This is a genomic window from Vulcanisaeta distributa JCM 11216 (genome assembly GCF_001315985.1).
In the GTDB taxonomy this organism is placed as follows: domain Archaea; phylum Thermoproteota; class Thermoprotei; order Thermoproteales; family Thermocladiaceae; genus Vulcanisaeta; species Vulcanisaeta distributa_E.
Map to the genome: position 1 here is coordinate 33,499 of NZ_BBBI01000007.1, position 14,787 is coordinate 48,285.

14 protein-coding genes and 4 pseudogenes are annotated in these 14,787 nt (G+C 45.3%); 7 read left to right on the forward strand and 11 right to left on the reverse strand.

All coding sequences use genetic code 11. From position 1 onward, the window contains the following. Window positions 1-9: 9 nt before the first annotated feature. The 3 genes from JCM11216_RS17620 to JCM11216_RS17630 form a co-directional block, all read right to left on the reverse strand. Window positions 10-570 carry a hypothetical protein gene (locus JCM11216_RS17620; protein ID WP_243675649.1) on the reverse strand — a complete coding sequence of 187 codons (561 nt, stop codon included), beginning with the start codon at window positions 568-570 and terminating at the stop codon, window positions 10-12. A 32-nt stretch (window positions 571-602) separates the two neighbouring features. Continuing rightward, on the reverse strand, window positions 603-1,646 hold the full coding sequence (locus tag JCM11216_RS17625) for a class I tRNA ligase family protein (protein WP_243675650.1): 1,044 nt from the start codon (window positions 1,644-1,646) through the stop codon (window positions 603-605). Between the two features lie 217 nt (window positions 1,647-1,863). Continuing rightward, the gene (locus JCM11216_RS17630) at window positions 1,864-2,142 is read right to left on the reverse strand and encodes a CBS domain-containing protein (RefSeq protein ID WP_243675651.1); all 279 of its coding nucleotides are present in this window, start codon (window positions 2,140-2,142) and stop codon (window positions 1,864-1,866) included. Between the two features lie 123 nt (window positions 2,143-2,265). Between JCM11216_RS17630 and JCM11216_RS17635 the strand changes: the two genes are divergently transcribed. After that, entirely contained in the window at window positions 2,266-2,802 is a 537-nt protein-coding gene (locus JCM11216_RS17635) for a hypothetical protein (RefSeq protein WP_243675652.1), read from the forward strand. 35 nt (window positions 2,803-2,837) lie between these two features. After that, window positions 2,838-3,155: a hypothetical protein gene (locus tag JCM11216_RS17640; protein ID WP_243675653.1), complete on the forward strand. Its 318-nt coding sequence runs from the start codon at window positions 2,838-2,840 to the stop codon at window positions 3,153-3,155. On the opposite strand, the gene JCM11216_RS07185 is transcribed toward JCM11216_RS17640, so the two are convergent. Continuing rightward, window positions 3,148-3,771, reverse strand: coding sequence for a hypothetical protein (locus JCM11216_RS07185; protein ID WP_054853767.1), 624 nt, complete (start codon window positions 3,769-3,771; stop codon window positions 3,148-3,150). The two genes, JCM11216_RS17640 and JCM11216_RS07185, sit on opposite strands and share 8 nt — an antisense overlap. Next, window positions 3,768-3,971 carry a hypothetical protein gene (locus tag JCM11216_RS07190; RefSeq protein WP_054853768.1) on the reverse strand — a complete coding sequence of 68 codons (204 nt, stop codon included), beginning with the start codon at window positions 3,969-3,971 and terminating at the stop codon, window positions 3,768-3,770. The genes JCM11216_RS07185 and JCM11216_RS07190 overlap by 4 nt, the downstream gene beginning before the upstream one ends. 187 nt (window positions 3,972-4,158) lie before the next feature. Here JCM11216_RS07190 and pyk point away from each other — a divergent pair. Continuing rightward, window positions 4,159-5,255, forward strand: a pseudogene (gene pyk, locus JCM11216_RS07195) (pyruvate kinase). A 271-nt stretch (window positions 5,256-5,526) separates the two neighbouring features. On the opposite strand, the gene JCM11216_RS07200 reads toward pyk, so the two are convergent. Further along, window positions 5,527-5,937, reverse strand: coding sequence for a hypothetical protein (locus tag JCM11216_RS07200; RefSeq protein ID WP_054853769.1), 411 nt, complete (start codon window positions 5,935-5,937; stop codon window positions 5,527-5,529). Between the two features lie 19 nt (window positions 5,938-5,956). Next, window positions 5,957-6,286, reverse strand: coding sequence for a hypothetical protein (locus tag JCM11216_RS07205; RefSeq protein ID WP_243675654.1), 330 nt, complete (start codon window positions 6,284-6,286; stop codon window positions 5,957-5,959). Between the two features lie 962 nt (window positions 6,287-7,248). Here JCM11216_RS07205 and JCM11216_RS07210 point away from each other — a divergent pair. Continuing rightward, window positions 7,249-8,498 (forward strand): annotated as a pseudogene (locus JCM11216_RS07210) (translation initiation factor IF-2 subunit gamma). Between the two features lie 10 nt (window positions 8,499-8,508). Next, a complete protein-coding gene (locus JCM11216_RS07215) occupies window positions 8,509-8,910 on the forward strand; it encodes a nucleotide-binding protein (RefSeq protein WP_243675655.1) in 402 nt (133 codons plus the stop codon). Between the two features lie 27 nt (window positions 8,911-8,937). On the opposite strand, the gene JCM11216_RS07220 is transcribed toward JCM11216_RS07215, so the two are convergent. Together JCM11216_RS07220 and JCM11216_RS07225 are read right to left on the reverse strand one after the other, a co-directional pair. Then, a complete protein-coding gene (locus JCM11216_RS07220) occupies window positions 8,938-10,311 on the reverse strand; it encodes an ammonium transporter (protein WP_243675656.1) in 1,374 nt (457 codons plus the stop codon). A 291-nt stretch (window positions 10,312-10,602) separates the two neighbouring features. Beyond that, a pseudogene (locus tag JCM11216_RS07225) lies at window positions 10,603-11,934 on the reverse strand (glutamine synthetase family protein). 213 nt (window positions 11,935-12,147) lie between these two features. On the opposite strand from JCM11216_RS07225, the gene JCM11216_RS07230 reads away from it, so the two are divergent. Further along, window positions 12,148-12,666 (forward strand): hypothetical protein, encoded by a 519-nt coding sequence (locus JCM11216_RS07230; protein ID WP_054853771.1) that lies wholly within the window; start codon window positions 12,148-12,150, stop codon window positions 12,664-12,666. Here the strand turns inward: JCM11216_RS07230 and JCM11216_RS07235 are convergent. Continuing rightward, a complete protein-coding gene (locus tag JCM11216_RS07235; protein WP_243675657.1) occupies window positions 12,663-12,998 on the reverse strand; it encodes a thioredoxin family protein in 336 nt (111 codons plus the stop codon). The genes JCM11216_RS07230 and JCM11216_RS07235 overlap by 4 nt on opposite strands. A gap of 142 nt (window positions 12,999-13,140) precedes the next feature. After that, window positions 13,141-14,020: pseudogene (locus tag JCM11216_RS07240) on the reverse strand (TatD family hydrolase). A gap of 42 nt (window positions 14,021-14,062) precedes the next feature. Here JCM11216_RS07240 and JCM11216_RS07245 point away from each other — a divergent pair. Beyond that, entirely contained in the window at window positions 14,063-14,779 is a 717-nt protein-coding gene (locus JCM11216_RS07245; protein WP_243675658.1) for a hypothetical protein, read from the forward strand. The last annotated feature ends 8 nt before the right edge of the window (window positions 14,780-14,787 follow it).

A 14,787-nucleotide genomic window follows, 5' to 3' on the forward strand; every position in this document is an offset into this window, starting at 1 on the left:
ATCGTTGAGTCACTCAGGGACTCGATTATCCAGTCTGGATCCCAGGGCAGTCTCGTGCCTAACCCCCCTCTTCCTTGCGCACGGTCTCATGGACAACCAATTAAACACGTCCTCAAAGTTCTTCCTGTACTTCTCGGGTATTATCCTCATTGAATTAAGGCACTTGAATGCTTTAGCCTTCCACTCTGGATTTCCGTAATTTAAGAACCACTGATCCTTAATCACAGCCGCGATGACGGGATTGCCGCTCCTTGTATATACCTTCCTGGGTTCAAGCTCGTACATTCTACCCCCCCACGCACCCTGCTCACTCAGTGCCTTAATCGTCCTCTCCCTAGCCTCATTGACGCTTAATCCAGGGAATAACGTATTCTCCTTCATAACGCCGTTGTAAAACTCCTCCCTATACACGATTCTCGTAGCCTCGTCAAGCTTCTCCTTATCGCCTTGGTCCTTAACGCCGAGTTTCTCGACCACGTCCTTGGCCGGATACCTACCGTAGTTGGGTAGCTTAATGATGCTTATGGGCTCTATCGATTCAACAACCTCCTTAATCCCGTACCTACTCAATGCCTCCTCATCCTTCTTAAGGTCTATTAGGGCTACGTAATCGTAGGGTGCGTGGGCAGGTACGCTATAGACGATACCCGTGCCCGTATTCTCATCGATGAAACCGCGGGTAGCACCGGCACTCTCCTATTAATTAGTGGTGTAATTACGTACTTACCTATCAATTCCTCACCACGTACTGAACCAACGACCTTAACGTCATAGCCCTGATAACCTAACTTCCAGGCGGCTGGCTTCGATATTATCCATCTCTCGCCATTAACCTCGGCAATGACGTACTCAATGCTTGGGTGAACCCACACATTCGTGATTCCATATATGGTCTCAGGCCTTAATGTAGCCGCGACCAGGTACTCATTTGAATTCTCCAGCTTAAACTTCACTAGGTTGAACTCGAGTATGTCTATTGTTATTTCGTCCCCCCCACCCTTAATGTCATGCTCACCCACTGCCTGATTCTCATCCGGTGAGTATAGGACTACGTGGCTGCCCTGCGTTATGTAACCGGCCTCCCTTAACCTGTAGTACTGCCAGATAATGAATGCGTTGTAGTCAGGGTCTCCGGTCGTGAATTGTCTCCTAAAGTCCATTGAGTAGCCCATGGACATGAAGTCCCTAGTGTAGACTGAGGCGAAGAATTGGGCTATGTTCCAGGGGTTAGTGAATGTGCTTAGTACCTCCTTAATCTTGCCTGGGTCGTCTACGTATAGGCTTACGTACCAGGAATACAGCTTTATATCCTCTGGGTCCCCCTTCATTATCCTGTCAGCCACTGACTGTATCGGAGTTCCCGTTATATGCCATGCGATTGGGAATAGAACATTAAACCCCCCCCTAGCCCTCTTATACCTAGCCATTATGTCGCCTATCGTGAACGTCCTACCATGTCCTATGTGCGGTGAACCCGATACGTATGGGTAAGGCACCGTGATAAAGTACTTGGGTTTATTAGACCTTGGTTCGGCATTAAAAATGCCTCTCTCGTACCACTCCCTCTGCCACTTTCTCTCAATTTCCCTAATTTCCCTTAGAAATTCACCGTATAATTCTTCAACCTTTGACTTAAACGCTTCCATTTCATTTCCTAAGAAAAACCATCGTTTTTAATAATTACTATTTCATTTTTAAGTCTTTAGTCAGCACCGCTGACCTCGGTATCAAGGAACTTAGTCTCCGCTAATTCAGCAAATCTAGAAATAACCCTCTCCTCACTAATTATGTCTCTGATGGAGATAACACCACGTAATTTATCCCCATCCATGACTATTAAATGCCTCACTTTATAATCATTCATTAGTAGGCAGCCCTATAAACACTATCCTTGGGACTTATAGTAACGAGGTTACCCACAGTACCAACATCCGTAACCCTGGCGTTTAAGTCAACGCCATTAGCCAGTGCCTTAATTATGTCTCTCTCCGAAATAACACCAATGGGTTTTCCTGAACTATTAACGATCACCAGTAGGCCGATGTTTTCCTTACTCATTAAATCAATAGCGTCCTTAACCCTGGCCTTATCGTTTATTACAACGGGTTCTCTCTTTATTATTTTATCAACAGTAATGCTCATCGACAATTAACGCATATAATCATTTATAAACTTTATGCGTTATTTATAATGATAAAATAATATGAATAATCGCCAAAAAGATGATAAAATAATTTAAAAAGAGAATACGATCCTTATTAAGTAATGGCGTATTTAACGACCCAATCCATAATTGGGATCATAATCTTCATAATATTAATCATAACAACAATAATAGGGTTTAGAGGTAAGACCGTGATTATTCGCGAGTTGATAAGACACTCACGCGTTGGTGATACTTGCATACTCTCCATGGACTTAGACATAGTAGACCCGTTAAGACGAAGGACCGCATTGGAGGGACTCTATGCATACATTACTATGTACTTCGTTAGGGATGATGGTTCCATGATACAATTCTTTAAGGGTTACGTACCCTCATTGAGCAATACTTGGAGAGTAATGGATTTATCACCAAGCATTAGGTTGTTTAACCTAGCCATTGGTGGTGATGGTATAGTCGTTACTGATATATTAATACCATATCCATCATCCCTTGAATCACCTGGTGGCTTAATAATGCCATTTGATATAAAGACCGGCGAACCCACTGGAATTATCAATTTCCTAAGCATTAGGAGGGCCTTGGCATCAGAGCTCGGTGAGAGACTTGCTCAATCAATGAGCCTAGCGAGATTGTAAAGAGGATTAGATTAGATTTATCATTTTACAATGGCGTGAGTCTCACAGAGTATTCAACATCATTATTGAAGTTATTGGCACATGTGGGTGTTCAGGTTAATAATGAGGTTAGGATTATTGAGGGTTCCGTTGATGCGAGCCTTAGGAAAAACATTAATTGCCCATACCTCTTTAGTAACGCGCAATGCCTATGTAAGGCATTTAGGACTACATGGGCTTGGTTTACTATTATTGAGGCAATCCTCAGCCTAACCTACGTACTCATACCCTCCCTACTCATACCATTAATAATAGCCCCCCCGATAATATACATAGTATTGACTTTACTGCTCTCGCTACTGAGGATCATCTAACAATACTGTATGGGCAATACCTCCTGTGTTCACAGCCCGAACATAACCCCCTACTCGGTGATGGCTTTGGATTCCTAAGTCCGAGCCAATAATCAATAGCGTAATCAACATCCCTAAGAAACTCATCAAATCCCCTAATACTTATTCTATGAATAGTAACGTACTTAGAGAGCCTCACAAAATCCTCACCACCCTCCAACTGCTTAATTATTATGTCTATGTTATTGATTATTCGAAAGTCCGAGCCACGTATAACCTTTATAATAGCCACACCCCGTGGGTTAAGCCCTAGGTAATTCATCATGTGGAAGTACGACTCTGCCTGCAACACATCTCTACCCTTCACACTCCCTAATCCTGCTGGACCACCTATCGTCTTTAACTCAATTATATACGCGGGTCTATTATCAAGGTTAATTACCAAGTCAGGAAGGCCAAGTATTGGCACATTCCTCCTAACCATGATAAGTGACGCCTCCTGAATAAACGGCTTGCTAAAATCCGCATGACCAATCCAATGCTCCATCTTAGAATTGAAAAAGTAAATACCCTCCTCGCCGCGATTTACAATGACTGGGTTCCAACCAGGCTCAAGCCCAAGTCCCTCCTCATTCACACCGAGTTGCTTGAATGCTCTTGAAGCCCATTAATCACGTTCTTATTAACAATCCTACCCTTTAGGTAGTCCAAGTGCATTCTATATTCGCAACCATGAACCTGCGAACCAACGTATCCACTCATTAAAAAGAGGACACCATGCTTAAGCCTAGGAATTATAATCCTCTCGTCGCCCCCAATAGAGCACGGCTGATTCACCAAGCAATTCCATGCGAGGCGCAATATCGAGCCTAGGCAAGTAAGTCACCCAAGATATGTCATTAATTGACCTTATATCACCTATAAGCATTACTGGACCAATCCCGTTAATTACCCCTTATAATAGGTAAACCCAGTAATTCCCGTATTCACCTAAGGTTTATAATCCCAGCGGTAAGGCGTTGTTGTGGGTAAGGTAAAGATCATAGCGACTATAGGGCCTGCCTCAGAGAAGCCTGAGGTATTGAGGGAATTAATTAAGTACGTCGATGGCATAAGGATAAACTTCTCCCACGGCAATACCGAGGAGTGGAGATCCAGAATATCGAATGCCAAGGGCTTTAGGGGGGGCGATATTGCAGTACTTGGTGATTTGAGGGGGGGCCCTGGGGGGGTTAGGACGGGTAGTATGAAACCCATAACGCTTAATGTTGGCGATTCCGTGGAGTTTAGGCTCGCTGATAAGTCGAATGGGGGGGGATTCGTACCAATACCCAGCCCATCATTCTTCAGAGTCATAACCATTGACGATGTCATTGTGATGAATGATGGTAGGTTAAGACTACGTGTTGATAAGGTTTCGGCCAATAATGCCGTATTAACGGCATTAACCGCGGGGGGGACTATTTCCCAGGAAAAGGCCGTGGTTATTAAGGGTAAGGATTATCCACTGCCAATACTTGATGATTATGATAGGGAGGCCCTTAGGTTCGCCGTAGAAGTCGGTATGGACTACGTGGGTATTAGCCACGTTAGGAGCTCGGACGATATTGACGAGGTCCGGACTGAGTTAAGGAGCTCGGTGGCGACTGGGTTAAGCTCGTGGCTAAGATTGAGGGTCCCGACGCCGTGAGGAACATGAGGGATGTCATTTGCGCCAGTGACTATGTGATGGTTGCCAGGGGGGGCGACCTAGGCATGCACTTTGACCTTGAGGAGATACCCAGGATACAAAGCTCAATAATTCGGGAGGCACAGAAATGCGGTGTACCCACCATGGTTGCCACGCAATTGCTTGAGTCTATGATTGAGCAGCCGGTGCCGACTAGGGCTGAGGTTGTGGATATAACGAATGCCGTCATGGAGGGCGTTGACTCATTATTACTGACTGGGGGGGAGACGGCGGTTGGTAAATACCCAGTGGATGCTGTACAGTGGTTGAGGAGGGTTGCCACGGAGTATGAGGATGATGTGCGTATTGATAGGGATGTGATGGCTAACCTAACCGATAGGCTCGCCCTGGGCATTGTTCAACTTGCGAGGACATTGGTGCTAAGATTGTGATTTATTCGAGGGGTGGCAGGTTTGTTGAAGCAATTTCTAAGTATAGGCCTAGGGTGCCACGTACGTGGGTGTTAGTGATGAGAGGATACTCAGGAGATTAAGGCTTTATTGGGGCGTTGAGCGATACTCATTGGTGACGTTAAGGACTATGACGAGGGTGAGAGGGAGACCTTAAATCGACTGATAAGGGACGGCTTAATTGCAAAGGGAGACCTGGTTTTGTTGACCCATGGGGTTATAGATACGTATAATGACTATAGCATAAGGATACTCAGGGTTTGATTAGGCGACAACGTCTTCTATGTATTATTATATACGCCACGTAGGCAAGCACTAGGGTAATTATTAGGAAGAAAATGGTCACCGACGTGTAGCCCATGATTAACGACCTTATTGATAGGTATAGAGGTAATAATGGCATTAATATAACCAACGCTAGGCATAGGTATTTTATGTAATTCGCGCTGAATGCGGCATGGGAGGCATTAACCGAGTTAATAACCCTTAACACATCACCAAGCTTTTTACTATTTGGCTCTATGTAGAGCTTGACGTAACCAAGCCTCACCAACTCCTCAACGGCCTTCCTCTCATCTTCACTCAACGAGTCATAGGCAATCCTACCCCTACTCAAAATTCTCCTGAGTAACTCCCTACCCCCCCTCTCGCTCAACTCATCCATCTCAGTATCACCTCACTAATTAATTCAGACGAAGATAACTGCCTAAATAAGGCATTACGGGATCTAAGTAACTCAACGGCCGTGTTAAGCCTAATAGATACCTCATCAGGCTTTCACCATAAATAACTAAGTAATTACTACCGCCATCACTGATGAAGCCCCCAAGGCCCATTATATCACGAAGCAAGGAGAAATCCAGGGTGTCAATTCGTAATGCTGAAACCCACCTATCGCCAATACGCACCACACCATCACCAACACCAACACTGAGACAAAGCCTGCTAAGTTTTAAGTCATTAATTCCCTGAGAGGAAACACTCCTTAATAGCCTAATTTTAGTTGTAACCAAGCCCCCTGAGGTACCCTTACTTTTCCTACGCCTCACAACAAGGAAATAAATTACTAATGCAATAACCAGTACAATCATGAATAATACGGGACTTATTATAAAGAGAAAGAAAGATACTAAAATACCTAAAATCCAATACCAATTTTTCCTTAAAAAATCACTAAACATGATTGCCTTCAGAATATAATAATCGTAGAAGCTAATTAATTAATTGGATAAAAAGAGAAAGAACCATCAATAGAAAAGCTTCATTAAATACGAATTAACGATGCTGATTTCCTACAAATCAACATAAGGCCTTATGAAGCATGAAGATAAATGCTTTATTAAGTATATAATGAACCAACGTGATTAAACACCTGTCACAACCCAACTTTCACATTACAAATTAAATTACAACCTTTATAAGAACCCGTAATATAAATGAAACGGTATGTCCAAGAAGGAGAAGAAGGAGGAAGGAAAGAAGGAGGAGAAGAAGGAAAAGAAGAAGTGATAATAAATATGTTGGGTGAGCGAATGATATTTACTTAAAACAATTTATATTTTCTTTTTCCTTACTGTTTAAACATGCTGTGATCAATAAACCTATAATGAAGAACTACCTGGAGGAAAATGGCCGCTGTGCGCCCAGCCACGGCATAACTCCCCCCCTTCTGTAGTATTTGTCTAAGGCCCTACCCGGACCTCACCCGTGGAGATCACAGGCCCCCTATTTGGGCCACCGTCCCACAGCGACCTCTCGGTCGGCGGGTTGCCCCCCCGCGGGGGGGACCCACGGCACTGTGGGGAAGTTTCCTCAGGCGAGCCGTTGCCGGGCTCGCCCGGTTGCCTGCCGTGGCTGGGCGCACAGCCGCAAATTACTTAAGTATACTGAGGCTTGATAAAGCTTATCCCGTGCATTGGATATACTTCCTCATGTGCTGAAATCTTATTAAACCCTTAATGCCAGTTCGATTTGAATGAGTAAATACATATACCCAAACGCCATTATTGCAACTGCAGGTCACGTGGATCACGGCAAGACAACACTGGTGCACGCACTCAGCGGTGTCTGGGTCGCCAGGTACAGTGAGGAGATTAAGAGGGCCATGACTGTTAAACTCGGCTACATAACCATAGGCCTCTACGAGTGCTCGTCAATGGATGGCGAGTTTAGGATGATAAGTGATGGATTGCTTAAAGACGGTAAGTGCCCCCCCAATGGCGATGAACCGGTACTAAAGAGGAAGGTGTCAATACTTGATGTACCGGGCCATGAAGTGTTAATAAGTACTATGATATCAGGAATTTCCTATATCGATGCCGCTTTGCTCGTGATCGATGCCTCAATGCCAGTGCCCCCCCAACCACAGACTGAGGAGCACTTCACGGCATTAACAATAATGGGTCTCAATAAGTTAATAGTTGTTCAGAACAAGCTTGACCTAGTGAATAAGGAACAGGCCCTAGAGAACTACAGACAGATTAAGCAGTTCCTTGGCAATACCTGGGCCAGGAACTCACCAATAATACCCGTGTCCTCGCTACACAAGGTCAATATCGAGGCCATATCCTCATTAATCGACAGATTAGTACCACCCAGGGAAACCTCAGGTGGCGACTTTAGAATGCTCGTATTAAGAAGCTTCAATGTTAATAAGCCAGGTACCCCACCAGACAAATTGGTTGGTGGCGTGCTTGGTGGTACCGTTATTAAAGGCTCGGCTAAGGTTAATGATGAGATTGAGATAAGACCAGGGCTTAAATTGGGTAATAAGTATGAACCAATAATCACGAAGATAGTCAGCATAGCCATCGGTAATGAGTACATCGAGGAAGCCAGACCAGGTGGTTTAGTGGGTATCGGCACCGAGCTTGATCCAGCATTAACGAAGGCTGACTCCCTCGTCGGCAGTATTGTTGGTAAACCCGGCACACTACCACCAGTATGGAGTGAATTAACTCTTGAGTTCCATAGGATAGAGAAACCCAGCGATCAAGCGTTGAGGGAGGTTACGTTTAAGCCTAAGGACGTGATCATGGTCCATGTTGGATCAGCAGCCGTTATGGGAATCGTAAAGGGATTTCACAGTGATAAGCTTGATGTGATACTTAGGAAGCCGTCTCCGCAGAGGAGGGTTCCAAGGCCGTGATCACAAAGCAGGTGAATAATAGGTGGAGGATCGTTGGTTATGGAATCCTAAAGGGCGGTAATGCAGTTCTAGAGTGAAGTAATTGATATGAAAGTAGAGTGCGTGGTCTTCGATACAAGCGCAATACTACTAATGTTCACCGAGGGCCTGCGCGTCATTGATCAAGTAATTGAACTTATTAATTCACCAATAATACCCATGATCCCATACCCAATACTTAGTGAATTAATTAAACTAAGCAAATTAGGTAGGCCCAGTATATCTAGGGCCTCAAGTAACGCCCTTAATTACGTTATTAATAATTTCTCAATAGCCAACGCCGCGGGTTCACCTGACAATTCCGTGGTGGAGGTATCCACTAGGTATGGCTGCATTGCTGTGACTTGCGACATGAAATTACTAAAGAGACTGAGGCGGATGGGCGTTAAAACAATTTATCTAAGGGCCAGTGCAGGCAAACTCGAAGCTGACTTTGACCTTAATTTTTAAGGTAAGAAAAACAAGACTTTATTGATTTTAAGATGAAACTTCTTTGTTATTATTTATTGTATTATTAATCACCGAAACAACAACGCCTGCGGCCAATCTCTCCGCATCACCCTGCGTTGCGAAGGCGAATTCATCATAGGCAACCTCACCATGCATCTCCCTATCACCAATCCTCAGAGCCTGTGGCGGCGCCCTCAACGGCACGATCTTACTTATTAGCTTAAGGATTAGGTACGTCATTAAGGCGTCATAGGCTATCACCACGGCGACCCCCCCCAATAATTGTAAAACTACCTGGAATGGGTTACCATAAAGCGCGCCAGTAAGGCCTGGATCCACATACTTAGTAATGCGTGGATCCGCAAATACTCCGGCGAGAATGCCGCCAATTATGCCTGGGACCGCGTGGTCTGAGAATACGCCTAAGGCATCGTCAATGCGTTTCGTAAGCCTAGACCTAAATTGGAACATGTTTAGTGAGTACCATGCGGCGGCGCTTGACACGGCACCGATTATTACTGCGCCAACGCCATTTACGTAGCCCGCGGCTGGCGTTATACCAACGAGGCCGGCCACCGCGCCGGACACGGCGCCCGTGAACGTGGGCCTCTCAAGATAGGCCATGTCAAGTATCATCCATACCACGACAGCCACCGCCGTAGCCAGGTTAGTGTTTATCACAGCTATTGCAGCGTCTATCGTTGACCCATACGGATCACCGCCATTAAATCCGTTCCAACCAAGCCAGACAAGGCCGAGGCCCGCCGCGACCTGGGTCAAGTTATGCGGTTGTAACTTCCTCTCCTCAACCAACCTCTCGCCAACCATCGCAGCTGCTATGAAGGCCGCTATACCCGCATCAACATGTATTACGTAACCACCTGAGAAATCCACAACACCAAGTTGCATAAGCCAACCACCGCCCCCCCAAAGCCAAAAGGCCACTGGACTATAAACGAGCAAGGACCATAGTGGTACGAAGAGCATCCAAGCCTTAAAGTTCATCCTCTCTATTAGGGCGCCGACCATCAGCGCCGGCGTTATTGCGGCGAAAACGAATTGAAAGAATATCAACGTCGACATGGTTATGTTAGGGTACTGCTGCGCAGCAGGTACGCTGGCCTGCGACGCAATAATATTGCTTGTTAACGCCGGTATTGGCGTGCCCAATATGTTAAGACTGCCTATCTTCACTAACGTAGGTCCAAATGCGAACATGTAGCCCGCTAATACCCAAATGATTAGTACTATGGCAAAGGCGTAGAGCACCATCATCATTGTATTTATTGCATACTTACGCTTGGTCATGCCTCCATAAAGGAGCATTAGGCCAGGTACGCTTTGAAGACCTACGAGGGTCGCTGCCGTGAGCATCCACGCATTACTGCCGGTGTCTAGCATGGTGGCACAGAGGCTGGTGGGTACCCAGAGAGATTTGGCGGTGTATCAGCTTAGCAACCATTGCAGTCGCTAAAGCCATGATTAAAAGCACTGGCGTTATCCTGCTCAGTATTACTAACCTATTTATCCTATTTACCGTTTTAATGGGTCACTGGGCACAAACTATGTAGACTAAGTAGTTTTTAAGCTTTTCTCTCTGTGCTATTTATATTATTATCGTAAAAATATTGGATCAGGGAATAAATATAAATTACTATGTATTTTTATTTTAAATATATTGATCATCTTGATTTAAGCAGTGACTAGGTACTTACTGTACTCCCACTGGGTTATTATATTCCAGGTCTTCTCCCAGGGACCAACATTTGTCAGGTAGTCCTCCCACTCATTCTGCTTAATCTTAACGTAGGCATTTACCAACTCGCTTGGTAATTCAGCGGCTAGGAAGCTCTTTGATAATTCCTTTAATGTGTCCTCAAGTGTGGCTGGCGTTTCCTGGGCATTGGCTAACTCATACGCCACCTCCTCAGTTGGTGGTGGTGGTTCCTTCCTATCCTCGAGACCCTTAATTGTGGTCTTCACCATGCCGCGAAGGCCAGGTATGGGTTCATGCTTGGGTCTGGGTGCTATACTCAATCCTGTTAATCCTCATCTTATACTGTGGTATCCTAATCATGGCGCTCCTATTTGCGTAGCCCCAGACAATCCTCGTGGGGGGGCCTCGTAGTGAGGTACCAACCTCTTGTATGAATTGACGAGTGGTGCGACGAAGCTGCTTAATGCCCTCGCATTGCTCAATATTGCGCTTATTGCGTAGCCGCACTCCTCAGTTATCTTTCCAGTATTGCTCTGGAATAGGTTCTTGCCGTCCTTCCAGACGCTGATGTGCGTATGCGCGCCGCTACCGTTGACTCCCCCCCAGAAGGGCTTTGGCATGAATGTGGCCACTAAGCCGTATTTCCTAGCAATGTCCTTAGCCATTATCTTAAAGTACACAACCTGGTCAGCAAGCCTAAGTGGGTCCGTGGCGCCTATATTTATTTCGTATTGACTTGGTGCGACCTCGTGATGGATCTTCGTATAATTAATGCCCGCATCGGCTATTGCCGTTATTAACTCCTTCATGAACTGCGACTGCACTGTGACGTTCCAACCATCGAAGTAAATACCTGGGTCAGCAAACGCAGGTTTACCACCATCTTCCTTAACCACGAAGAACTCAACCTCAACGCCCATTAGGAACTCATAGCCCTTCGACCTAGCCTGCTCCAGTGTATCATTAAGTACCCTCCTCGGGTCGAGCGGTGATGGTTTATCTGCTATGTCAGATATAAGTGTGAATACGTCGGCTACCTTACCATCCTGCCAATACTCAATGTACACAGCCCTTGGGTCGACATACGCCACGAAGTCACTCCTATTTACTGTTGAGTATGATGGTATTGACGAGGCATCAAAGGGCATTCCATCAATGAAGAGGTCCTTGGCCATGTCTATTGGTACTATTTCGGACCTTGGTGCGCCGTTTATGTCGACTATTATGAACTTAACGTACTTTATGCCTGAGGCCTTTAGGATTCTCCATAGGTCTGCCGGTTCGATTTCTAGGCTCTTTGTGGGCACGGATAATGTGCATAAAGAGGTTTTTAAGCTTTATTCTTATTATACTTAGTCTTTCCGTAATAATATATAGTACGAGATAATTCATATATATTCATAATATTTTATTTAATTTAACATCATAACGCATTAAAGTATATTGAGTAAGTCCTGATACCGTAATTACCCATCATGAACAAAAGGTTTTATTAATTGGCCCTCCTATGTGGCGTTGATATGATGCAGATAAAGCTTGGTTTTGAGGAGTGGCGTAAGTTGGGTAAGGAGATTGAGAGGATCGCCCAGAGTGATGAACTTGAGTTAATCATTAGTATGACATTTGGATTTACGGGCATTGAGGGTAATGAGGGTGAGGAGGAAGAGGAGGTTGAGGAGGAACATGAACATCATCACCATCACATAACGGAATTACCTAGGGAGGTCATCGAGGAACTGAATGATTTCATGGACATACTAAAGACAAAGTATAATGCAAAGATTGACCACCACGTGCATGGAGACCACGCAGGCGTGGTCGCCTCAGTGATGACAAATGGTAAGGATGCAATAAACGTGTTTAGGAACATAATCGATGATGCCAAGAACTGCGAGAACTGCGTATTAGCTGGAATTGACGGTGAGTTTCACCTTGGTAATGACGTTAGTATAATCTTCTTCGGCGATAGTTATAAGTTAACATTCATATTACCTGCCCAGGACGGTAGGCGATTAATAATTAGTGAGGTAAATACCTAGGGCTTAACTCCTAGGTAAATCTCGATATACCTCCTCATCGTGTTATAATCAACGGCACCAATTATTCTATAGATTTCTTCACCATTCCTGAATAGTATCGTGGTTGGTATTGACATAACACCATACTCAGCGGCAATCTCTGGGTATGAATCGACATCGATACGCCCAAAGAATACCCTGCCCGCAAATACCTGGGCCAACTTATTGAGTATTGGTTCCATTATCCTGCAGGGTATGCACCAGTCAGCGTAGAAATCAATCACGGAGGCTGAGCACTCCCTAATGTACGATACGAAGTTGGTATTGTTAAGTACTGCAATACCATTAGGCACGTAGGCCTATTAATTTGTGTTTCCCTGGCACGTGCCATTATCATTTCCCTGTATATTCTCTCAATTATCTCCCTCTCCTCATCCATCCTAAAGGGCAAATTACTGAGCCTTTAAAAGCCGTTAGCGCCTGTTCACTCGCAAATCAACTCAGTACATACACACCATACACCTTATTAATATTGTCCACACAAAGCGTGTGTAGGAATTCCTCATTGATGAAACCATTTATTAAGTAACTCCTTAACTTCCTAATTAATGTCCACGGTGGTATCACAGCACCGGGCCTCTTGGGATCATCAATGAAGTCACTCTCAACAACGAACCTCGGCCCATGCTTAACGGCCTCCTCAAACTCGCCCCCTCCTCCCCATGGGTATTGATGGCATTATACCATTATTACTAGCCATGTCAATCGTTACGGGCTCTGCATGATGCATAATAACACTATAGGGCCTATTGCCCACCCTTTTGACCATATTTATTATTGATAATGCAGTGTCAATACCATTCCTCTCCAGGTGTAGGTGTACGATAGCATTGACGTCCTTGGCAACGCCGAATGCGTACTCTAACAATTCATTGAAGAGGTTAGTAACGTCGCCCGGCACCTCCCAATGGGGCCTACCAACCTCGCCGATACCCACAGCCTTGCCTTCCCTAACATACTCAGCAGCTAAGTCAATTCCCCTTCTCATGAAGTCAAGAACCTCCTCCCTGGACCAACCCCTCCTGAGTAATTCATAACCCTCGGCTGGGTGTAAGCCAACAACGGCCACGGACTTAACGCCCTCCTCATTAATAATCCTGGCGGACTCCACGGTGATGTCGTACATCCTCCTAACACTGTCAAGATCCCCCCCAGGCGTTAAACCTAGGCTCCAGGTGAGTAGGGCGACTATCACTATGAATCTGCCACCCTCCCTCTTAAACCTTCTCGCCAACTCCCTGGGGCCCATGCCGATTACAGGGTTTGTATGTGCATGGTTATCGCATAGTGGTAATTCCCTGCCCTGCATTGCCATGTGGTTCATGTTTTTATTAGGACTTAATTAATAACCCTTCAGGTGATACTTGGCAATCAATTACTGAGCACCCTAAGGAGTCTCGGCATTCATAGGTTGTGCATACCCCCCCACAGGCTCAAGTGCAATTATTACCTGCCGCAGTGCATAGCCGTGAATTTATTACTGGGTAAGTACGTACTGTGCTTAGGCGGTTTTGGTTACCGCGTAATTACGGGAATTAATGAACTTGAGGTGCTTGCGTTATCCTTAACGGGTACAATACCATGCGATGTATACCTAACTAAGCCCGAGGATTGCTTGGTGTCACTGGATTTCCCAATTAATGCTCCTGAGAAGCCGCACTTCATAATTGACCTATCCCTCTGGAGCGATCATACGGATTCCGAGAAGAACGAACTCATAGAGCAGGTACTGGCGTCGATAAATACCGTAAGGAGGTACCTTTGGGACCCGAATCTGGAATTAACAAGTGTGAATGATGAGTTCCTCGATAAATTTAACAAATTCGCCAGGGGGGGGTTTAGGCACGGCGTAGTTATTAGACGAGACCTATCTATCATACGCGGCAATGCGGTTATGCTTGATCCGGAGGGTGATTGCGTACTTAATGAGGAGTTGATAAGGAATGTCCATACATTCATTATTGGGGGGGTATTGTCGATAAGGAGAGGAGGATTAAGGGCGAGACGGCTAGGCTGTATAGGCTGCTTGGCCTTAGTGTACCTAGGTGCAGGATCGAGCTTAGGGGATCGATAATAGGCGTT